Source organism: Microbacterium sp. AC035 (assembly GCF_979258485.1).
The window spans coordinates 2,367,886-2,389,647 of the sequence record NZ_OZ409858.1 but is presented as its reverse complement, the minus strand read 5'-3'; the positions used below and the strand labels follow the sequence as shown (position 1 = coordinate 2,389,647).

At 67.6% G+C, this 21,762-nt stretch carries 18 protein-coding genes; 10 read left to right on the top strand and 8 right to left on the bottom strand.

Annotated features, from left to right (window positions below):
- Window positions 1-3 precede the first annotated feature (3 nt).
- Window positions 4-1,017, top strand: a complete 1,014-nt coding sequence (locus ACZ0AA_RS11525) for an arabinan endo-1,5-alpha-L-arabinosidase (protein WP_400864378.1) — start codon at window positions 4-6, stop codon at window positions 1,015-1,017.
- 82 nt (window positions 1,018-1,099) lie between these two features.
- Here the strand turns inward: ACZ0AA_RS11525 and arfA are convergent, their stop codons facing one another.
- From arfA to ACZ0AA_RS11500, 5 genes are all read right to left on the bottom strand, one after another.
- On the bottom strand, window positions 1,100-2,623 hold the full coding sequence (gene arfA, locus ACZ0AA_RS11520) for an arabinosylfuranosidase ArfA (RefSeq protein WP_400864380.1): 1,524 nt from the start codon (window positions 2,621-2,623) through the stop codon (window positions 1,100-1,102).
- 37 nt (window positions 2,624-2,660) lie between these two features.
- On the bottom strand, window positions 2,661-3,566 hold the full coding sequence (locus ACZ0AA_RS11515; RefSeq protein WP_400864382.1) for a carbohydrate ABC transporter permease: 906 nt from the start codon (window positions 3,564-3,566) through the stop codon (window positions 2,661-2,663).
- Window positions 3,566-4,516 carry a carbohydrate ABC transporter permease gene (locus tag ACZ0AA_RS11510; RefSeq protein WP_400864384.1) on the bottom strand — a complete coding sequence of 317 codons (951 nt, stop codon included), beginning with the start codon at window positions 4,514-4,516 and terminating at the stop codon, window positions 3,566-3,568. Before ACZ0AA_RS11510 ends, ACZ0AA_RS11515 begins: the two co-directional genes overlap by 1 nt.
- Window positions 4,513-5,850, bottom strand: a complete 1,338-nt coding sequence (locus ACZ0AA_RS11505) for an extracellular solute-binding protein (protein ID WP_400864387.1) — start codon at window positions 5,848-5,850, stop codon at window positions 4,513-4,515. The genes ACZ0AA_RS11510 and ACZ0AA_RS11505 overlap by 4 nt, the downstream gene beginning before the upstream one ends.
- A 98-nt stretch (window positions 5,851-5,948) precedes the next feature.
- Window positions 5,949-6,995 (bottom strand): LacI family DNA-binding transcriptional regulator, encoded by a 1,047-nt coding sequence (locus ACZ0AA_RS11500; RefSeq protein WP_400864388.1) that lies wholly within the window; start codon window positions 6,993-6,995, stop codon window positions 5,949-5,951.
- A 79-nt stretch (window positions 6,996-7,074) separates the two neighbouring features.
- Between ACZ0AA_RS11500 and ACZ0AA_RS11495 the strand changes: the two genes are divergently transcribed.
- The 9 genes from ACZ0AA_RS11495 to ACZ0AA_RS11455 all read left to right on the top strand — a co-directional run bounded on the left by ACZ0AA_RS11495 (window position 7,075) and on the right by ACZ0AA_RS11455 (window position 17,938).
- Window positions 7,075-8,334 carry a D-arabinono-1,4-lactone oxidase gene (locus ACZ0AA_RS11495; RefSeq protein ID WP_400864390.1) on the top strand — a complete coding sequence of 420 codons (1,260 nt, stop codon included), beginning with the start codon at window positions 7,075-7,077 and terminating at the stop codon, window positions 8,332-8,334.
- Between the two features lie 69 nt (window positions 8,335-8,403).
- Complete coding sequence (locus tag ACZ0AA_RS11490) at window positions 8,404-9,423, top strand: LacI family DNA-binding transcriptional regulator (protein ID WP_400864392.1); 1,020 nt, start codon at window positions 8,404-8,406, stop codon at window positions 9,421-9,423.
- Window positions 9,420-10,967 (top strand): sugar ABC transporter ATP-binding protein, encoded by a 1,548-nt coding sequence (locus ACZ0AA_RS11485; protein ID WP_400864394.1) that lies wholly within the window; start codon window positions 9,420-9,422, stop codon window positions 10,965-10,967. Before ACZ0AA_RS11490 ends, ACZ0AA_RS11485 begins: the two co-directional genes overlap by 4 nt.
- Window positions 10,968-11,147: 180 nt before the next feature.
- Entirely contained in the window at window positions 11,148-12,143 is a 996-nt protein-coding gene (locus tag ACZ0AA_RS11480) for a substrate-binding domain-containing protein (protein ID WP_463512962.1), read from the top strand.
- A 95-nt stretch (window positions 12,144-12,238) separates the two neighbouring features.
- Window positions 12,239-13,846, top strand: coding sequence for a sugar ABC transporter ATP-binding protein (locus ACZ0AA_RS11475; RefSeq protein ID WP_463512961.1), 1,608 nt, complete (start codon window positions 12,239-12,241; stop codon window positions 13,844-13,846).
- Window positions 13,843-14,910 carry an ABC transporter permease gene (locus ACZ0AA_RS11470; protein ID WP_463512960.1) on the top strand — a complete coding sequence of 356 codons (1,068 nt, stop codon included), beginning with the start codon at window positions 13,843-13,845 and terminating at the stop codon, window positions 14,908-14,910. Before ACZ0AA_RS11475 ends, ACZ0AA_RS11470 begins: the two co-directional genes overlap by 4 nt.
- Window positions 14,907-15,944 (top strand): ABC transporter permease, encoded by a 1,038-nt coding sequence (locus ACZ0AA_RS11465; protein WP_463512959.1) that lies wholly within the window; start codon window positions 14,907-14,909, stop codon window positions 15,942-15,944. Before ACZ0AA_RS11470 ends, ACZ0AA_RS11465 begins: the two co-directional genes overlap by 4 nt.
- Window positions 15,945-16,403: 459 nt before the next feature.
- Window positions 16,404-17,528, top strand: coding sequence for a WXG100 family type VII secretion target (locus tag ACZ0AA_RS11460; protein ID WP_463512958.1), 1,125 nt, complete (start codon window positions 16,404-16,406; stop codon window positions 17,526-17,528).
- Between the two features lie 53 nt (window positions 17,529-17,581).
- Entirely contained in the window at window positions 17,582-17,938 is a 357-nt protein-coding gene (locus ACZ0AA_RS11455; RefSeq protein ID WP_463512957.1) for a hypothetical protein, read from the top strand.
- 23 nt (window positions 17,939-17,961) lie between these two features.
- On the opposite strand, the gene ACZ0AA_RS11450 is transcribed toward ACZ0AA_RS11455, so the two are convergent.
- From ACZ0AA_RS11450 to ACZ0AA_RS11440, 3 genes are read right to left on the bottom strand one after another with little or no spacing between them, the layout of a single operon-like run.
- Window positions 17,962-19,830 carry a glycoside hydrolase family 127 protein gene (locus ACZ0AA_RS11450; RefSeq protein WP_463512956.1) on the bottom strand — a complete coding sequence of 623 codons (1,869 nt, stop codon included), beginning with the start codon at window positions 19,828-19,830 and terminating at the stop codon, window positions 17,962-17,964.
- Window positions 19,827-20,717, bottom strand: coding sequence for a carbohydrate ABC transporter permease (locus ACZ0AA_RS11445; protein ID WP_082477973.1), 891 nt, complete (start codon window positions 20,715-20,717; stop codon window positions 19,827-19,829). The genes ACZ0AA_RS11450 and ACZ0AA_RS11445 overlap by 4 nt, the downstream gene beginning before the upstream one ends.
- A gap of 17 nt (window positions 20,718-20,734) precedes the next feature.
- The gene (locus ACZ0AA_RS11440) at window positions 20,735-21,640 is read right to left on the bottom strand and encodes a carbohydrate ABC transporter permease (RefSeq protein ID WP_400864419.1); all 906 of its coding nucleotides are present in this window, start codon (window positions 21,638-21,640) and stop codon (window positions 20,735-20,737) included.
- Window positions 21,641-21,762 lie beyond the last annotated feature (122 nt).

Genomic DNA, 21,762 nt, shown 5'->3' with positions numbered 1-21,762 from the left:
AGCATGATCCGCCCCGCGCGCCCGGTCGGTGCCGCCGCAGTCTTCATCTTCGCGGCGGCGCTGGCCGGCTGCGCGGCGGCGCCGCCCGCGGCAGAGCCGGCGGCCGCGCTCTCGGGCGACGTGTTCGTGCACGACCCCGCCTATGTGAGTGACGGTGACGAGGCATTCGTCTACTCCACCGGCAACGGGCAGATCGGCGACGGCAACGTGCAGATCCGTCGATCCGACGACGGCATCGACTGGGAGTACGTCGGCGAGGTATGGGCGGAGAAGCCCGCATGGCTGTCGGAGGCGGTGCCGGGGGTGGACAACCTCTGGGCGCCCGAGCTGTATGAGCACGACGGCACCTGGTACCTCTATTACTCGGCATCGACCTTCGGAGCGAACACGTCGGTGATCGCTCTCGCGACCAACACCACGCTGGACCCCGACGACCCCGAGTACGAATGGGTCGACCGCGGAGAGGTCATCGCGTCCGCAGGCACCGACTTCAACGCGATCGATCCCGGGATCGTCGAAGACGAGGAGGGCGTGCCCTGGATGGCCTTCGGCTCGTTCTCCTCGGGCATCCGCATGGTGCAGCTGTCGTGGCCGAGCGGTCTGCGGGCCGACGAGGACGAGCCTCTGCGCCTCGCCGATCGCGGGCTGATGGAGAACGCGATCGAGGCGCCGTACATCGTCGCGCACGACGGGGCCTTCTATCTGTTCGCGTCTCGTGGTTTCTGCTGCCGCGGTGTCGACAGTACGTACGAGATCATCGTCGGCCGGTCGACATCGGTCGGCGGACCCTATCTGGATGCCGACGGGGGTGCTCTGCTCGACGACGGCGGCACCGTCGTGCTCGCCACAGACGGCGATCGCATCGGACCGGGCGGGCAGTCGGTGTCTGACGGCGCGCTCGCGTTCCACTATTACGACGGCCGTGCAGACGGTGTCGCGACGCTCGGCCTGCTGCCGATCACCTGGGAGGACGGCTGGCCGCACGTCGAGTGGCCGGCCGACGACTCGGCGGACTGATCGACCGCCGTCCGGCCGTCGAATCGCCCATCTGCCCGGTGTTCCGAAGAAACGGGTCAGATGAGCGATTCGATTCCGGCGGTCAGGCCAGCTCGATCACCGACCACGACAGCGGCGGGAGCATCGCTCGCACCGCGCCGTCGACGACCTCGGCGGCTGCGAGCGGCACCATGTGCACGGCATCCTGCGTGGTCTCGAGGTTCGCGGTCTTGCGGTCGCCTCCCTCGGGGATCGTGAGGGTCTCGGCGTTCACGACGCGGAGTCCCGTGAGGCCGCGCAGCTCGACGGTCAGGTCGCTCTCCTCGTCGAGAGAGCGGTTGGCGACGAACACGACGACGCGGCCGGTCTCCTCATCCCACGTGGCTGCGGCGTCGACCGAGTCGACCCCGCCGTAGCGCTTCGTCTCGATCTGCGGTGCCGACACCGCGAGGCGCAGGATGCGGCCCTTCGCGAGGCGCGCCATGCGCTCGAAGGGCCAGAAGCTCGTCTGGCGCCAGGCCGGACCGTTCTCCTCCGAGCGGATCGGCGCGATCACGTTGACGAGCTGCGCCTGGTTGGCGATCTTCACGCGGTCGCCGTGACGTAGCAGGCTGTTGAGCAGGGTGCCGACGACGACGGCATCCGTCACGTTGTAGGTGTCTTCGATCAGCCGCGGGTGCTTCTTCCACCCCGCCTTAGCGATCTCGACCGACTCGACGTCGTTGAACGTGCGCTGATCCCACACGTTCCACTCGTCGAACGAGATGTCGACCTGCTTGGTGTGCTTGCCCGCGGCCTTGACGGCGTCGATCGTCGCGATGACGCCGTCGATGAACGCATCCATGTCGACCGACTCCGCGAGGAACGACTCGGCGTCGCCGTCGTGCTCCTGGTAGTAGGCGTGCATCGAGACGAAGTCCACCTCGTCGTAGGCGTGCGTGAGCACGGTGTGCTCCCACGTGCCGAACGTCGGCATCGACCGGGCCGACGAGCCGACCGCGACGAGTTCGATCGTCGGGTCGACGAGCTTCATCGCCTTGGCCGACTCCTGCGCGAGGCGGCCGTACTCGGTCGCGGTCTTGCCGCCGATCTGCCAGGGGCCGTCGAGCTCGTTGCCCAGGCACCACAGCTTGATGTCGAACGGCCGCTCGGCACCGTTCTTGCGACGAAGGTCCGACCAGTAGGTGCCACCGGGGTGGTTGGCGTATTCGACGAGCGACCGTGCCTCTTCGACGCCGCGGGTGCCGAGGTTGATCGCCTCCATGACCTCGACGTCGGCCTCCTTCGCCCAGTCCATGAACTCGTGCAGGCCGAACGCATTCGTCTCGATCGTGTGCCATGCCCCGTCGATGCGCACGGGGCGGTCTTCGACCGGGCCGACCCCGTCTTCCCAGCGGTACCCCGAGACGAAGTTGCCGCCCGGGTAGCGGACCACGGTCGGACCCATCTCCTTCACCAGGGCGAGCACGTCCTGGCGGAAGCCGCGCTCGTCGGCCTGCGGGTGCCCCGGCTCGTAGATGCCGGTGTACACGCAGCGCCCCATGTGCTCGACGAACGACCCGAAGAGCCTCCGGGGGACGTCGGCGATGGTGAAGTCGCGATCGATGGTGATGCGGGCCTGAGACATTGCTCTCCTAGGTTCTGGCTCTCGAGCCGGGTGGGGACTACTGACCGCCGAAGCCGCTGGTCGCGACGCCCTTGACGATCTGCTTCTGGAAGACGATGAACACGATGATCAGGGGAAGCGCCGCGAGCACGGCCTGCGCCATGACCTGGGCGTACTGCACGCCGTAGGCGCTGATCACCGTCTGCAGGCCGACCGGCAGCGTCATCAGGGTGGTGTCGTTGATGACGAGGAACGGCCAGAGGAAGTTGTTCCAGGCGCCGATGAAGACGAAGATCGCGACGGATGCCAGGATCGGCCGCGAGAGCGGCAGCACGATCGACCAGAAGATGCGCAGGCGGCTGGCGCCGTCGACGCGGGCCGCGTCTTCGAGCTCGATCGGGATCGCGTCGAAGAAGCGCTTCAGGATGAACACCATCGCGGGGGTGACCACCTGAGGCAGGATCAGACCCCAGTAGGTGTCGATCATGTTGAACGCGAGCATCTCGTAGAACAGCGGGATGATGAGCACCTGCGGTGGCACGACGATCGAGGCGATGATCGCGACGAACAGCCACTTGCGGCCGGTGAAGTCGAGCCGGGAGAACGCGTAGGCGGCCAGCGCGGAGATCGTAAGGGTGATCAGGGTCACCGCGACCGACGTCCAGAGGCTGTTGAACGCCCACGTGTAGACGTTCCCCTGCGACAGGATCGCCGTGAAGGCCTCGACGGTCGGGCCCGAGGCGCCGATCCATGACGGGTCGCCGCTGGCGGCATCCGTCTCGGTCTTGAACGCCGTCGCGACCGCCCAGAGGAACGGCAGCAGCCAGCCGATCGCGAGGATGATCAGGACGACGAGGGCGCTGATTCGCAGCGCTCCGAACGGCTTCTGACCCGGCAGGTGCGAGCGGCGGGCGCGCGCCGGCTTGGTCGTGGTGATGGTCTCGGTGAGTGTGGCGGTGGACATCACAGCTGCGACTCCTTCCGGCGGCGCATGATCAGAGCCTGCGCGACGCCGATGATGACGATGAGAGCGAAGAACACATAGGAGATCGCGGCCGAGTAGCCGAATCGGTAGCTGACGAATCCTGCTTCGTAGATGTACTGGACGATCGAGCGGGTGGTGTCGCTCGCGACGCCGCCGAGCATCTGGTATGCCTGATCGAAGAGCTTCAGAGACGCCAGGATCTGCAGGATCAGGATCAGCACGGTCGCGGGGCCGAGCTGGGGGAGCGTGATCGACCAGAACTGCCGCCACGGGCCCGCGCCGTCGAGCGAGGCGGCCTCGTACTGCTGCGGTGGGATGTTCTGCATCGCGGCGAGATAGAGCAGGAAGTTGAATCCGACCGTCCACCAGATGGTGGCGATGACGATCGACAGCATGTTGGTGTCGGGGTTCTGCAGCCAGGCGAGCGGCTCTAGACCGAAGAACTCGAGGATGTTGTTCGCCGCGCCGATCTGCGGGTTGAAGATCCAGACCCAGATCTGCGAGATCACGGTCGAGGCGAGCAGATAGGGCATGAAGAACGACAGCCGCCACAGCCACTGGCCGGGGAGGCCGCGGTCGACGAGTGCCGCCATGAGCAGCGCGATCACGACGAGCGGCACGGTCGACAGCAGCGTGAACCACACCGTGTTGCCCATCGACTGCCACATCTTGGGATCGGTGAGTGCCTCGGCGTAGTTCGCGAAGCCGATGAACGATCCGCCTGCTCCCGTGAGGGACTGGTCGGTGAAGCTGAGGATGATGCCATGCACGATCGGCCAGGCGAGGAACAGCACGAACGCGAGAAGGAAGGGAGCGAGGAACGCCCAGCTGATGAGCTGCTCTCGGTTGCGGGAGCCGGCGCGTCGAGCGGGAACGGCCGACTTCGAGCCGGTGACGATGGTGCGGGTGGAGTCCGTTGCGGTGGTCATGATGCGAACGTCCCCTCGGGGTCTGCCGGGTTGGGCTGCCGGAGGAGTGTGTTGACGCGAGCCTCGAACCGGTCGATGGCCGCGGCTGGATCGTCGCCCGAGAGCAGCACTCCCTGCACGGCGGCGCCGAACTCGCCCTGGAAACTCGATCCTGAGCCGGTGAACCACGCGGTGGGGTCGTAGACGACGTGCTGCGCGGCCTCGGCGTAGTTGGCCTGGGGAATCAGGTCGGCGTACTCGGGCGACTCGGTGACCGGCAGGAATGCGGGGATGTGCCCGGCCTCGGCCCAGCCGAACGAGCCCTTGAGCATGTCGGCGACGAACCGGTAGGTCAGGTCGCGCTTGGCGGGATCGGCGTTGGTCTGGTGCGGCAGCACGAACGAGTGCGAGTCGGCGTAGACCGCCGGCGTGCCGAACAGGGTGGGGATCATCGTCGCGTCCAGCGGCAGCTCGGCCGCCTGCATGGTGCGCAGCTCCCAGACGCCGGTGAACAGCATCCCGCTCTTGCCGGTGGCGAACTCGGCCACCGCGCTGCCGTAATCGGCCTGCGCGAGCGCGATCTCCCCGTCGAGCAGCGTGCGCATGAGGGTGAGCGACTCGACCGCGGCGTCCTTGTCGATCACTGCCTTGCCGCCGGCCGGCAGCTCCATCGCACTGCCGTGCTGCGAATAGAACGTATAGAAGAGGCGCCACATCTGGGCGCCGTCGCCGAGGTAGCCGTACGAGAGCGCGTGCCCTTCGGCCTGGCCGCCGATGGCGCGCAGCTGGTCGAGGAACTCGTCAGGAGACGACGTCTCCTGCAGGCGTCCGTCGCTGTCGAGCACGCCGGCGGCGTCGCAGATGTCGGTGTTGAACATCGCGACGAAGGGATGCGCGTCGAGCGCGACGCTGTACATGTCCTTGCCGACGAAGCCCTTCTCCCAGATCGGCTTCGGGAACGTCGACGCGTCGACGCCGAGATCGGCGAGCCGGTCGAGGTCCCAGGTGTCGAGCAGGCCGCCCGGCGCCCAGCCGACCGTGCGCGTCGCGTGCATGATCGCGACGTCGGGGGCACGACCGCCGGCGCCTGCCATGGCGAGCTTCGTGTAGTACGGAGTGCCCCAGGCGAGCACGGTGGGGCGGATGCGGTAGTCGCTCTGCGCCGCGTTCGCGGTGTCGAGCAGCTGCGACATGGTCACGCCGTCGCCACCGGAGAGCAGGTGCCAGAACTGCAGGGTCGTGGCGTTCGAACCGGGGACGGTGCCGGGGGCGCAGCCCGCGAGCAGCGCCGCGGCGGCTGTGACGGAGGCGGCAGTCAGGAACTGCCGCCGAGACAGATCGAGCGGGGGCGTCATCGTCACTCCTTCGTGACAGCGGGCGGGGTCGGCCCATCATTACATCGATGTAATCGTCGGCGCAAGAGCGACTCTGCTGCCGTGGGCGAGAGGGAGAGTCAGGGGCGGTGGCCGCGCGGTCGGCCGCGGGTGCTGTCGCGCTCGAGCAGATGATGCGAGAGGGTGAGCGCTCGCGGGGGAGCGGTGCGGTCGTCCATGCGCGACTCGAGCAGCGTGAGGGCCGCGTCGGCGAAAGCGCGACGGTCGAAGGCGATCGTCGTGAGCGACGGAGACGTGTAGCGCGAGAACTCCACGTCGTCGAAGCCCGTCACGATCACGTCGTCCGGCACGCTCACCCCGTGGTCGTGCAGCGCGTGCAGCGCGCCGAGCGCGAGAGAGTCGGTGAAGGCGATGATCGCGTCGAACGCGACGCCCCGCCGGAACAGGATCTGCACGCCATCCGCCCCGCCGGTCATCGACCACGGCATCGGATTGATCTCCCTGGCGGTGTCGCGGGGGATGCCCGCCTCTCGCAGCGCGTCGTGCACGCCCTCGAGGCGCAGGCGGCCCGTCGCCGTCGCGTCCGACGGGTCGTCGTCGGCGCCGATCACGGCGATGCGCGTCGCCCCGCGAGACAGCACGTGCCGGGTCACATCGGCTGCGGCTCGCCGGCTGTCGATGCGCACATGGTCGGCCCTGTTCTGCTCGACCTCGCCGAGCACGACGAGAGGGGGCAGCCGGTCGGCGTACTTCAGCACGCTGTCTTCCAGACGGATCGGGTTCAGGATCAGACCGTCGACCAGGTGCGCCCGAGCGCGGGACACGAGCTCCCTCTCTCGCTCGGGGTCGGTCGCGGTCTCCTCGATCTGCACGGCCAGGCCGCGTTCATGCGCGGCGTCGACGATGCGGTGCATGAGCTCGGCCGAGAACGCGGTGGCGAGATCGGGCAGGGCCACCGCGATGATGTTCGAGCGGCCTTTGCGGAGCCCCCGGGCGTTCAGGTTCGGCACGAAGTCGAGCTGCGTCATCGCCGCCTCGACCCTGAGCCTGGTCTCCTCGCGCACGGCGACGGTGCCGGTGACGACGTTCGAGACGGTCTTGGGCGAGACGCCCGCGAGCGCGGCGACGTCCTTCATCGTCGCGCGCGGCGGCGGCATCGCTGTCATCCGGTCAGCCTATCCATGGCTCCGCTCGGGCGCGTCGCGGCGTCGGCGCATGTCCGCACCCGCTGGCTACTATGGCCCGATGACCATCGAACGCAACTGGGCCGGCAACCTCACCTACCGCGCATCCGCCGTCGAGCACCCCGCCTCGATCGGCGAGCTGCGCGAGCTGCTCGCCCGGGGCGGCGCCGTGCGGATCCTCGGATCGCGGCACTGCTTCAACGACATCGCCGACACCGACGGGGTGCTCATCGCCCTCGACCGGCTGCCCGTCGTCTTCGAGGTCGCCGAGGCGCGCGACGCGGTGCGTGTCTCGGGAGGGCTGCGCTACGGTGACCTCGCTCCGCTGCTCGACGCGGAGGGCCTCGCGCTCGCGAACCTCGCCTCGCTGCCTCACATCTCGATCGCCGGCGCGGTCGCGACGGGCACGCACGGCTCCGGCGACGCCACGGGGTCGCTGGCCTCCGCCGTGCGCGCTCTGACCATCATCACCCCGGCAGGCGAGACACGCACGCTCTCCCGCGGCGACGACGACTTCGACGGCGCGGTCGTCAGCCTCGGCGCTCTGGGAGCGGTGGTCGACGTCACGCTCGACGTCGAGCCCGCCTACGACGTCGCCCAGCACGTGTTCGAGCGCCCCTCGTGGGATGCGATCCTCGCCGACTTCGACGAGGTCACGAGCATCGGCACGAGCGTCAGCATCTTCTCGCGTTGGGAGCACACCGACTTCGCCGACCAGATCTGGGTCAAGCAGCGCCAGCCGGAGGCGCGGGAGAACACTCGCGCCGACCTGTTCGCCCGGCTGGGTGCGGAGCCGGCGACGACGAAGCGGCATCCGATCATCGGCGTCGATCCTGTCGCCTGCACCGAGCAGCTCGGCGTGCCCGGGCCCTGGTTCGAGCGGCTCGCGCACTTCAAGCTCGAGTTCACGCCCTCGGCCGGCGCCGAGATCCAGAGCGAATACCTCGTGCCACGGGCCGATGCGGTCGCCGCGATCCAGGCCGTCCGTACACTCGCGGGCCAGATCGCGCCGCTGCTGCTCGTGAACGAGATCCGCACGGTCGCCCCCGACTACCTCTGGCTCAGCTCATCGCAAGGCACGGATGCCGTCGGCATCCACTTCACCTGGAAGCCCGACGAGGCGGCGGTGCGAGAGTTCCTGCCCACGCTCGAGGCTGCGCTGCCCGAGACAGCCCGCCCGCACTGGGGCAAGGTGTTCACCCTCGACGCCGCCGAGGTGCGTTCGCGCTACTCGCGGTGGGACGACTTCGCCGCGCTCGCCGCCCGGTTCGACCCCGAGCGCCGGCTGGTCAACCCGTACCTCGAGCGCCTCGGGCTCTAGAGAGGATCCATTGCACCACCCCGGTTGTTCTCGGTAACATTCTCCGAGGCTCGGCCGACGGAGGTGTGCATGGCGAACGTCGGCTCAGACAAGCCCAACATCCGTCAGGTCGCGACCATCGCTGGCGTCTCGCACATGACGGTGTCGCGTGTTCTCAACGATCACCCGAACATCAAGCCCGACACGAAGCGCCGCGTCCTCGAGGCGATCGAAGAGCTCGACTACCGCCCGAATCTCGTCGCCAGGGCCCTCGCGACCCAGCGCACCCGGCGCATCGGCGTGATCGTCGAGAGTGCCGTGGCGCACGGTCCGACCAGCATCCTGCGGGCCGTAGAGCTCTCCGCGCGTGCGACCGGGTACTCGGTCACACCGATCGCTCTGCACGAAGGCGACCCGCTGTCTCCGCAGGAGGCGGTCGACCACCTCGTGACGCAGGGGGTCGACGCGCTCTGCGTGATCGCGCCCCGTTCGTCGTCCGTCGCGGCTCTGCGACGCATCGCCATCACGGTTCCCATGCTCGTCGTCAAGGCCGACGCTGATCCGACGTTCCTGACGGTGTCGATCGACCAGCACGCCGGCACGACGTCGGTGGTCGACCACCTCGTCGCTCTCGGGCATCGCGACATCCTGCATCTCTCCGGTCCGCTGGACTGGCTCGACGCGCGAGCCAGGGAGCGCGCCTTCCACACGAGGGCCAAGTCGTGGGGCATCCGTGAGCGGCCCATCGTCGTCGGAGACTGGTCGGCCGACTTCGCCTACGACTTCGCGAAGGGTCTCACGCGGCTGCCGGACTACACGGCGATCTTCGCCGCCAACGACGACATGGCGATGGGGCTGATCCACGGGCTGCACGACAGGGGCTTCGAGGTGCCCAGAGACCTCAGCGTGGTCGGGTTCGACGACATCCCGCTCGCGCGCCACTTCATTCCTCCGCTCACGACGGTCCGTCAGGACTTCGGAGCGCTGGGGGTCGCGGTGGTCGAGATGCTGCGCGCGGCCATCGAGGGTCGCGACATCCCCACGCTCACCCGGATCCCGACCGAGCTCGTCGCCCGCGCATCGTCCGCCGCACCCAGGGAGGTGCGATGACACCCGACCGTGGTCCCGAGCCGGTGGTGCGGCTCGAGGGCATCACGGTCGAGTTCCCCGGTGTGCGCGCGCTCGACGGCGTCGACTTCCGCTTGTTCCCCGGCGAGGTGCACGCCGTGATGGGGGAGAACGCCGCGGGCAAGTCGACACTCGTCGCGGTGATCACCGGCACGCTCTCGCCCGATGTGGGCGTGGTGGTCGTCGACGGCGAGCCGCGGCGCTTCTCCGGAGTGGCCGACAGCAGAGCGGCCGGCATCGCGACGGTGTTCCAGGAGGCGCAGCTGAGTCCCAACCTCAGCGTGGCCGAGAACGTGATGCTCGGGCGAGAGCGTCGCGGCCGGTTCGGCATCGACTGGCGCAGGACCAGAGCGGATGCCGCCGAGGCACTGGCGAGGCTCGGGCTCGACGATCTCGACCCGAAGACCCCGCTGGCGCTGCTGACGCCGGCGCAGAAGCAGCTGGTCGCGCTCGCTCGGGCGGTCGTCGACGACCCGAGGGTGCTGATCCTCGACGAACCCACGTCGAGCCTCGACGTCGCAGAGGTCGCCACCCTGATGCGGGTCATCCGGGGTCTGCGGCAGCGGGGGGTCGCGATCCTGTTCATCTCGCACTTCCTCGAACAGGCGTTCGCGATCAGCGACCGCATGACCGTGCTGCGCAGCGGTCGACGCGTGGGGGAGTACGCGACCCGCGACCTCGATCGTGCAGACCTGATCTCCCAGATGCTCGGCAAGGACATCGACAGCCTGAGAGCACTCGGCTCGGAGCGCAAGGCCCATCACTATGCATACGACGGGGAACCGGCGATGCAGGCGTCCGGCGTCGGTCGACGCGGCGAGCTGGAGCGGATGGACGTCGAGATCCAGAGGGGTGAGATCGTGGGGCTGGCGGGGCTCCGGGGGTCGGGCCGCACCGAGCTCGCCTCGCTGCTCAGCGGTTCGGTCCGCACCGACAGCGGGGAGCTCTGGGTCGACGGCGAACGGGTGCAGCTGCGGAGTCCGTCGGCGGCGCTGCGGCATCGCATCGCGCTGTCGGCCGAGAATCGCGGCACCCAGGGCATCATCGGCGAACTCTCGGCTCGCGAGAACATCATCCTCTCGCTGCAGGCGCTGCGCGGATGGACTCGTCCTCTGTCGCACGCAGAATCGAGAGGGCTCGTGGAGACCTACGTCGAGGCCCTGCATCTCGACCCTGCGGATCTCGACCGTCCGGTCGGCCTCCTGTCGGGGGGAACGCAGCAGAAGGTGCTTCTCGCTCGTGCGCTGGCCGTGCGCCCGCACGTGCTGATCCTCGACGAGCCCACCCGCGGGATCGACATCGCGGCGAAGGTCGACGTGCAGCGCCGCATCAGTCAGCTCGCCGGAGACGGAGTGGCAGTCGTGTTCATCTCGTCGGAGCTCGAAGAGGTCGTGCGGCTGAGCGATCGCATCATCGTGCTGAAGGACCGCGAGAAGATCGGCGAGCTCAGCAACGGTCCGGGCGTGACCGTCGACACGGTGGTCGAGATGATCGCCGCCGAACTGAGTCACAGCGCCGAACTGTGATCGGTAACAACATCGCCCGACTCTGAACTGCGCGATTTGGTAACGAAGTCTTGTGTTCCGCAAATTGTTCCCGGTAACATCACCGCAGGACATGCGAAGCAGCTGTCCTGCAATCACGACAGGACCATGACTGGTCCGCCACTGCCGGAGTGACCACCGGCATCTCAAAGAGGAGAAGAAATGTCCGCGAAGAAGCGCATCCGCGTCGCGTTCGGCCTGGCAGCAGTCGGCGCACTCACCATCGGCCTGGCGGCCTGCTCGTCCGGTGACTCGGGCGAGGGGAGCGGCGGGTCCGATGACGTCACCACCGTCGGCTTCGTGGCCGTCGGCCCTGAAGGCGCCTGGCGCGAGGCGAACGAGCAGAACATCCAGGACACCTTCACGGAGGAAGCCGGATACGAGCTCAAGTACGCCCCCGCCACCAACCTCGACCAGAAGTCGCAGATCGACGCGTTCACGTCGTTCGTCGATGAGGGCGTCGACGTGATCCTGCTGTCGGCGACCGAGGCCTCGGGCTGGGAGGACTCGCTCAAGCGTGCGCAGGAGGCGGAGATCCCCGTGATCCTGCTCGACCGCGGCATCGAGCCCGACGACGACAGCCTGTACGTCACCCGCATCGCGCCCGACAACGTCGAGGTCGCCAAGGAGGTCGGCACGTGGGCTGCGGCCGCGTTCCCCGACGGCGGCAACTACGTCGTGCTCGAGGGGCCGGCCGGAGTCGGCGTCGTGAACGAGCGCAACACCGGCTTCGACGAGGGCCTCGGTGACTCGTCGCTCACGAAGCTCGACGCGCAGACCGCGAACTGGTCGGCGGAAGAGGGCAAGAGCGTGTTCGAGACGATGCTGAAGTCCTCGAACAACGACATCCAGCTCGTGTTCGCCCAGAACGATGAGATGGGACTCGGCGCCGCGCAGGCTGCGGAAGAGGCCGGACTCGTCGTCGGTGAAGACGTCAAGATCGCCACGATCGACGGCACGAAGAACGCCATGCAGGCGCTCGCCGACGGTCAGCTCAGCTACGTGCACGAGTACAACCCGCTGTTCGGGGAGACCGCGATGGAGGTCGTCGAGAAGACACTCGCCGGCGAGGACGTCGAGTCGTACATCGTCGTCCCCAGCGAGGCGTTCGATTCGGCGGAGGCGGCCCAGGCCGTGCTCGCCGACCGCAAGTACTGACCGAGCACCGAACCCGACGCCGGAGTGATCCGGCAGCGAGCCCGGGTGGGGCAGGAGCACTGCGCCACCCGGGCTCTGCAGACGGAGAGACAGCGATGAACGAAGCACTGCCCATCGTCGAGATGCGCGGGATCTCAATCGAGTTCCCGGGCGTGAAAGCCCTCGACAAGGTCGATTTCCGGCTGTTCCAGGGCGAGGTCCACGCGCTCATGGGCGAGAACGGCGCAGGGAAGTCGACCCTGATCAAAGCCCTGACCGGCGTCTACCGGATCGACTCCGGCTCGATCGTCGTCGCCGGACAGGAGCGCAGCTTCGGCGGCGCCGGCGACGCGCAGGATGCCGGGATCTCGACTGTGTACCAGGAGGTCAACCTCGCCCCCAACCTCTCGATCGGCGAGAACGTGATGCTCGGTCATGAGACGCGAGGTGTGTTCGGCATCAACTGGACGGCCACCCACCGCGCCGCGACCGACGCCCTCTCCCGACTCGGGCTCGGACACCTCGATACGCGCCGACCGCTCTCGACCCTCTCGATCGCGCTGCAGCAGCTCGTCGCCATCAGCCGCGCGATGGCGATCAAGGCCAAGGTGCTCATCCTCGACGAGCCGACCTCCAGCCTCGACGCCGCCGAGGTCGAGGGCCTCTTCACCGTGATCCGCGCACTGCGCGACCAGGGGGTCGCGATCCTCTTCGTCTCGCACTTCCTCGATCAGGTCTACGCGATCAGCGACCGCCTGACGGTGCTGCGCAACGGACTGTACGAGGGTGAGTACCTCACCCGAGACCTCGACCGCCACGCTCTCATCTCGAAGATGATCGGCAAGGACCTCGATGCGCTCACGTCGCTCGGAGGCAACCGCCGCCGCGCGCCGCGCGAGGCCGATGAGAAGCCGCTGCTCGCGGCATCCGGCATCGCACGACGCGGAGCGGTCGAGGCGACCGACCTCGACATCCGCCCCGGCGAGGTGATCGGCTTCGCCGGGCTGCTCGGCTCCGGGCGCACCGAGCTCGCCCGACTGCTCTATGGTGCCGATCGCCCCGACGAAGGCACGATCGAGCTGCACGGACGCCGGGTCGACCTCAAGTCGCCCGCCGATGCGCTGCCTCGCCGGATCGCCTTCTCGACCGAGAACCGCCGCGACGAGGGGATCATCGGAGACCTGACCGTGCGCGAGAACATCATCCTCGCCGTGCAGGCAGAGCGCGGCTGGGCGCGTCCCATGAGCCGCAAGGAGCAGGATGCGATCGTCGACCGCTACATCGACCAGTTCCACGTCCGTCCGGCCGACCCCGACCGGATGATCAAGAACCTCTCCGGCGGCAACCAGCAGAAGGTGCTGCTCGGCCGCTGGCTCGCCACGCAGCCCGAGCTGCTGATCCTCGACGAGCCGACCCGCGGCATCGACGTGGGTGCGAAGGCCGAGATCCAGGAGGCGGTGGCCGAGCTCGCCGAAGACGGCGTCGCCGTGGTGTTCATCTCCTCCGAGCTCGAGGAGGTCGTGCGCCTCTCCGAGCGGATCGTCGTGCTCAAGGACCACCGGAAGATCGGCGAGATCCAGAACGGACCCGATGTCACCGCGCAGGTGATCGTCGATGTGATCGCCGCGCACGGGGTCGAGGCCGCTGCCGAGACGCTCGACGACACCGACGGCGCCGTGCCCGATAGCATCGCCCCCACGACCGACAGGGAGGCAGCGCGATGACCGCGTCAGCCGGCACCACCATCTGGCGGGACCTGATCCACAAGCCGTTCTTCTGGGGAATCGTCGCGATCTTCGCGCTGCTCGCCCTGAACGTGATCAAGGACCCGACCTACCTCGCGCTCTCGATCAACCCCAACAACGGCCACCTCGTCGGCAACCTCATCGACATCCTGCGTCAGGCGGCGCCGATCATGATGATCGCCATCGGGATGTCGCTCGTGATCGCCACCGGTGGCATCGACCTCTCGGTCGGATCCCTGATGGCCGTCGCCGGGGCCGTCTCGATGGAGTTCCTCAGCGCCGCAGGCGACTCCTTCGGCGCAGCGCTCGCCGCGGTCGGACTCGCGCTGGTCATCACCGGCATCCTCGGGGCGGTCAACGGTCTGCTCGTCGCCTACGTCGGGCTGCAGCCGTTCATCGCCACACTCGTGCTGATGCTCGCGGGTCGAGGGATCGCCAAGGTGATCACCGGCGGGCAGAACACCACGGCCTCGAACGACGCGTTCCGCTGGATCGCGAACGGCTTCGTGATCGGCATCCCCGTGGTGTTCATCCTCGCCGTGCTCATCGTGATCGCCGTCGGCTGGGTCGTCAGGCGCAGTGCGCTCGGGCTCATGATCGAGGCGATCGGCATCAACCCCCGGGCCAGCCGCATGGCGGGCATCAAGCCGAAGGGTCTGCTGCTCACGGCGTACATCATGAGCGGCATCCTCGCGGGCGTCGCGGGCATCATGTCGGTCGGCAGCGTCATGACGGTCGACATCTCGCGCACCGGATATCAGCTGGAACTCGACGCGATCCTCGCCGTGGTGATCGGCGGTGCGTCGCTCGCGGGCGGCAAGTTCTCGCTCAGCGGCGCGTTCGTCGGAGCGCTGCTCATCGCCACGCTCGACAAGACCGTGCTCTACCTCGGCGTCTCGTCGTCGGCGACCCCCGCGTTCAAGGCCATCGTGATCGTCGTGCTGTGCCTGCTGCAGTCGCAGCGGGTGCGCAGCTGGTTCCGCTCACGTCGCAAGGCTCGACCGGTCGAGCAGATCATCGCCAAGGAAGAGGTGTCCGCATGAGCGTCGTGACCGCCGCCCCCGCTCCGCAGGCGACCGAGACCGTCGTCGACCGCGTGCGACGCATGATCACGGCGAATCCGTCGGTGCTGCCGACGATCGCCTCGGTCGTCATCTTCGTCGGCATGGTGATCTTCGGCGAGGTGGCCTACGGCCGCATCCTGCAGTTCAACACGCTCTCGAATCTGCTGATCAACAACGCGCACCTCATCGTGCTCGCGGTCGCCCTGACCTTCGTGATCCTCACCGGCGGCATCGACCTCTCGGTGGGGTCGATCATCGCCGTCTCCTCGGTCGCCGGCGTGATGCTCTCAAACGAAGGATGGAACGCGTTCGCCGTGATCGTCGCGATGATCGGCATCGGCGTGCTCTTCGGCATCGTCTCGGGGGTGCTGATCAGGTACTTCGACGTGCAGCCGTTCATCGCGACGTTGGCGATGATGTTCCTCGGTCGGGGCCTCGCCTCGCTGCTCAGCACCAAGCCCGAGCGACTCGGCGAGGAATCGCCGATCCGATGGATCGGCACGCAGCTGAAGATCATCGACGGACCCAAGGTCAACGACCTCGTGATCACCCCCGCCGTGCTCGTCGCGGTGATCGTCGTGGCTGCCGCGTTCTTCGTGCTGCACCGCACCCGCACGGGGCGGACGGTCTATGCGATCGGCGGGTCCGAGAGCTCCGCGCTGCTGATGGGGCTTCCCGTGCAGCGCACCAAGGTTCTCGTCTACGTGATCAGCGGTGGCCTGGCCGGTCTCGCCGCCGTGCTGTACACCGCACGGCTCGGCACTGCCCAGAACATCACCGGCATCGGATGGGAGCTCGACGCGATCGCCGCAGCGGTGATCGGGGGCACTGTGCTGACCGGTGCGTACGGCTACGTTCTGGGCTCGGTCATCGGGGCGCTGGTGCTCGGTCTCATGAACGTGCTGATCACCCGCGACGGCGGCATCCCTCCCGAGATGACGACGATCATCACCGGCGGCATCCTGCTCGTGTTCGTGCTGCTGCAGCGCGCTGTGACGCGAAAACGGGAGTAGTTCGGTTCGCATGGTCCGAATGGCTCCATCTCGTATAGAGGTGGGGTCATTCGCGTGCCGGGGAGGGTCTGCAACCTCGCTTTGCTTATCGGAATACAACACGTGGGAAGCGGTATTCGCCTCATATGAGGACAATAATGTGGGGGCAGGTGATCTTTGGGGGAACGTGCGCCAACCAATCCATGTGGACTACGAAGGTATGCAGGGCACGGCCAGAACGCTGAACGGCCTTGCTGTCGGCGGATCGGCGAGTGCCTTGGATCTCTCGCCGATGAGGAGCGATCTCGTGACGTCGGCGGCATCGATGTTCTCGCGCGGCTGAGGCGACGCCGTCACCGCGCTCGAATGGGCCGCGCGTCGTCTCGCCGGCGCCGTCGACGAGACCGCCTCCGACTTCGTCGCTGCCGAGCAGGCTCACATCGATGCGCTCGCCGCCTACGTCGCCGCGCTGGACGACTGATGCCGTCCAACTGGACGTGGTCTGATCCGGGCGCGGGCGATGTCGGATCATGCGGGCTCGCCGCTCGATGGGCCGAACTGCGGGCCTCCGATCTGTCCGACGCGCGCGCTGCAGTGACCACGATCCTGCGCGATCTCGATGCGTCGTGGACAGGCGAGAGTGCCGACGCCTTCCGTGGGCGGGCTGCTGGTCTGCGGCGCGACCTCGAGGATTCCGCCGAGGCGATGGATGCTGCGCGCAAGGCCGTCATCGAGTACGGCGATGTCGTCGCTGAGATCGCGGCACGAGCCGAGCCGCTGAAACAGGACCTCGCGGCGGCGCAGCTGATCCTCGACATGGTGAGTGAAGGCGGGCTGTTCGACAATGATGCCGCGGGTATGGAGCATCGGCTCCAGGCGGAACAGCAGGCGAAGAAGGATGCGAAGATCGCGACGGAAGCACTCACCGGCCTCGCTGAGGATAGAGCGACCGCGGATCAGACCCTCGCGAGTCTGCTGGGCCGCGTGGCATCGGTCGCATGGGGAGGTCTGCGCTGCGTCGCCGAGAGTCCGGAGGGGTCCCGTCGTGACAGGGCCAACAGGCGCGTGATGGAGATGCTCGGTCAATTCTGGAAAGGCGACCTCGGCCGAGGTGTGGCCCTCGGTTCCGACGACCCGTTCGTGTCGACGTTAATGCGGAGCGACCACATCGAGAGTGTGCGAGAGCGGGTGCTGGCTGACCTACGTAGTGGGAAGTTCTCCCTCAACACGGACACGGGTCTGGACTACAACAGAGAGATCAGCAACAATTTTTCAACTCTCATCAACGACGGCGTCAACCTCGCGACGAGTTCGATGTCAGGCCCTGTGGCCGATCTCCATCTGGGGGACCGGAATCTGCCGGAATCCTTCCTCGGGTCATACACACTCAGGGTTTTCGTCGACGAGTCCCTCATCGACGGAAGTGTCGACGTGACCTATGTGATCAACAACGACACGACCATAGACTCTGCGACGCGCATCCCCGGCACAGGAGGAGGGCACCTCCCGATAGTCCACCCCTCGATGCTCGCCGCGGAAGCCGACAGCGGCGAATGGGCGTCGCAGCACCAGACGATCGTGTGGACAGAAACGGTGTATCCATGAGTGCCCTCTTGCGAACGCCGCGGATGATCGCTGTTATTGGGGGAGTCGTCGCTGTGGTTCTTACGCTCACCGGGTGCGCGCCGCAGATATCGTCTCCCGTCGGCACCTGGCGGGCGGTAGGTGAGGACACCGGCACGCTCACTGTCTACGAGAATGGAACCTTCGTCATGCACGGAGCTTCGTTCAATCCGCTGGACTATGTCGATGCCGGTGGCTTCGCTGGCATCGGTACCTGGGACACGTACCCTGATGATCCCGAAGTCGTGCTTCGCTTCTCGCAGGCTGCATACGACGGCTTCCGTGTGGAGCCCGCCTCTCTTTCACGAGCGTTCACGTCAGGAGTGATCCGCTTCACCGATCCGGACGAGACCGTCGGCATCGAGTTCCGTATCGAGGATTCAGCCGAATGACGATGGAACTGTAGTCGGATTGATCACACCGTTGGGATCCAGACCCGCATGGTCGACGGGCCGCGTCGAGCCCAGTCGTGATAGGCGATCAAGGGCGCGTCGACCGTCTCGCCGGTCGAGCGGTGTCGCACCGGCAGCACCACGTGACCCTCGCGCTCGACGGGCTCGCCCGCAACGATCGCGTCACCGACATCGGCTCCGAGGTCGATCGACTCGAGCGCCAGGACCTCGGGGCCGCGCTCGATCGCGACGCTGCCGCGCACGGCATCCACCATCGGATGCGGTGCAGTGGCCCTCGCGGCGATAGGCAGGTGCAGCTCGACGATGTCGCCAGCGCGGAACGCACGCGGCACCGACACCGAGTCGACGGGCGCAGGGGACTCCGCGACCTCGCCGCCGCTATGCACGCGCACCGTCGCTCCTGACGCCCACGACGGCACACGCAGCGTCAGCGTGAACTCGGCATCCTCGACGATGGTGATCCGCACGTCCCCCTCGACGGGGTAGTTCGTCGACACGTCGAAGGCCACGATCCGCCCGTCGGGCAGAACGGTCCGCACGGTCGACGGAGCGTACTGATGCACCTGCACGCCGTCGTCGTCGGCGGTGGCGACATACGCACCGAGGCTCGCGAACGTGCGTGCCACGTTCGGCGGGCAGCACGACACCTCGAACCACGGGGCCCGCAGCGATGACGAGGCACGCGGCGACGTGGCATCCGGATCCGCGGGGACCCCCGGAGTGCGCTGATGCAGCGTGTTGGCGTAGAAGAACGAGCGCCCGTCGTCGCCGGGGGAGGTCGCGACGACGTTGAAGAGCGTCCGTTCGATCAGGTCGGCGTACTGCGACTCACCGGTGGCGAGCAGCAGCCGCCACGAGAACATGATCGACCCGATGCCGGCGCAGGTCTCGGAGTAGGCGCGATCCGGCGGTAGCTCCCAGTCGTCGCCGAACGCCTCGTCCTGATGGTGCGACCCCTGGCCGCCGGTGACGTAGGTGCGGCGTTCGACCGTGCGATCCCACTGCGCGCGCAGTGCGTCGAGCAGAGACTCGTCGGCCAGCTCGGTGGCGACATCGGCCGCGGCCGACGACAGGTAGTTGGCCCGCACGGAGTGCCCGCGCAGCGCTTCGGCCTCGCGCACCGACACGTCGTCCTGGAAGTAGCTGCGCCCCCATTCGATCTCGCCCAGCGACCCATGCCCGTGCCGTTCGACGAACAACGCTGCCTGATCGATGTAGCGCTGCTCGCTGAGCGCTCGGCCGAGCTCCGCGAGACCGACCTCGACCTCGGCATGCCCGCAGATCGCGTCCCGGCCGTCGCGGCCGAACTCGCGGCAGACGAGGTCTGCGGCGCGGCGGGCGACGTCGATCAGCCCGTCGTCGGCCTCCGGCCTCGTGCGCACCCGGGCGACGGCCGCCTGGAACAGGTGTCCGAGGCAGTAGAGCTCGTGCCCCCACTGCAGCGCCGACCAGCGCTCACCCTGGCCCTCGCGACCGAACATCGTGTTGAGGTATCCGTCGGGCTCCTGCGCGGCAGCGACCCGGTCGACCACGCGGCGGAACCGCTGCTCGAGGTCGCTGTCATCGCCGGCATCCGTCCGTCCGATCTCCCACGCCAGTGCCTCGAGGTACTTGTAGATCTCGGAGTCGGCGAACTCGCGACCCCGGCGCCCCGCGGGGAGCGTGCCGGCTGCGGCGAGATCGAAGTTCGGCAGCCATCCCTCGGACTCGAGTCGCGACTCGATGTGCGTGAGCGTGGCAGTTCCGTTGACGGCCTGACGGTCGCCCCAGAATCCTCCGGTGATGCGCACCTCGTCGAGACCGAGGGGGCGCAGACGGCCGCGGCTGGGGACCACGGGAGCGGCAGGTGCAGTGGTGTCGAACATGGTCATCCCTTGAAGGCGCCGGACATGAAGCCCCGCACGTAGTGTCGTTGCAGAATCAGGAAGAGCAGGATGCAGGGGAGCGCCAGCACGACGACCCCCGCCTCGGTGGCGCCGTAGTCGACGACGCCCTGCACCTGCCCTCGGAGGTTCGCGACCGCGAGCGGCAGCGTCATGCGGTTGGTGTCGTTGATGAGGATCAGCGGGGCCATGAAGTCGTTCCACGCGGTGAGGAACGCGAACAGCCCGACGGTGACGAGTCCCGGCTTGACCGCGGGCAGCAGCACCCGCCACAGCGCGCCCCAGCTGGAGCATCCGTCGACCATCGCGGCCTCGTCCATCTCCTTCGGGATCGACTCGAACGAGATGCGCATCATGAACATCGAGAACGGCAGCTGGAACATGGTGATCACGAGCGCGACGCCGACGAGCGAGTTCTGCAGGCCGACCGCGTTGAGGATCACGTACAGCGGAATGAGCAGCGTCGCGTACGGCACCATCAGGATCGCGAGCGTCAGCAGGAACAGGGCGTTCTTGCCGGGGAACGAGAAACGCGCGAACGCGTAGCCGCCCAGCAGAGAGATGAACAGCGTGAGCGCCACGGTGAGCACCGAGACGAACAGCGAGTTGCCGAGGTACACCCAGATGCCCGCCTGGTATTCGCCGAGGGCGGCGTAGTTGCCGAATCCCCATCCGTCGGTCTGGCTGGTGCCGGCCATCGGGCTGACGGATGAGACGCCGGTCCAGATCAGCGGGTAGAGGAAGATCACCGCGAGGGCTGTGGTGAACACCCAGTACGGGATGCCGAAGACGACGCGGGCCGCCTTCGAGCGGTATCGAGGTGCGGTGGGCTGATGATTCGGGGCGACGATCGTGCGGGTCAGTGTCTGGGACATGGTTCTCAGCTCTCGGTTCAGTTCTCATCCGTGCGGCGGAACGCGCGCAGCTGGAAGACGTTGATGACGATGAGCGCGAGCAGCACGATCACCGAGAGGGCGCCGGCGATCCCCAGGCTGTTCTGCCCCTGGAAGGCGACGTTGTAGATCAGCTGCACGACGGTCATGGTGCTGTTGTCGGGGCCGCCCTTGGTGAGGATGTAGAACTGCTCGAAAGCGAGCAGCGACCCGGTCACGCACATCACCGTGGTGAGCGCGAAGGTCGGCTTGAGCAGCGGCACCGTGATGTCGCGGAACGTCTGCCACCGGTTCGCGCCGTCGATGCGGGCGGCCTCGTAGACGTCGTCCGGAATGCCCTGCAGGCCCACGAGCATCAGCAGCATGTAGAAGCCCGCATAGCGCCAGACGATCAGGAAGATCGTCGACCACAGCGCACCCTCCGGTGTGCCGAGGAACGTGATGCCCCAGGACTTCATCAGTTCGGCGAACGGGCCGGCGATAGGGGAGTAGAGCACGTAGAAGAGCAGCGAGGCGGATGCCAGGCCGAGCGCACTCGGGATCAGGAAGGCCGTACGCAGGAACCCTTTCCAGCGGGTCGACTCCTGCACGAGGAGGGCCAGGCCGAGCCCGAGCCCGATCAGGATGACGGTCGTGATGAGGGTGTACAGCAGGGTGAAGCGGATCGAATCCCAGAAGAGGCGGTGGGTGACGGCATCCGCGTAGTTCTCGGGGAAGTTGATGCCCTGATTGCCGCTCAGCAGGGGCCAGTCGGATGCCGACATCTGCACCACCAGCACGAGCGGGACGATGAAGAGCAGGGCGACGAAGATCGCGGTGGGAGCGGCGTAGAGCCAGCCCTGCACCGGCCCGCCGAACGCGGTGCGCGGTCTGCGGCGACGCAGCGGGGGTGCGGCCTGGGTCATCTCGTTCTCTTTCGGTCGGGAATGCAGGGGGGCGGGGGCGCCCCGAGTGCAGGCGTGCGGGGATACGTGGCGAGTTCGCCGACGAGGATGCGGGGCGGCGCGATTTGCGCCGCCCCGGACGC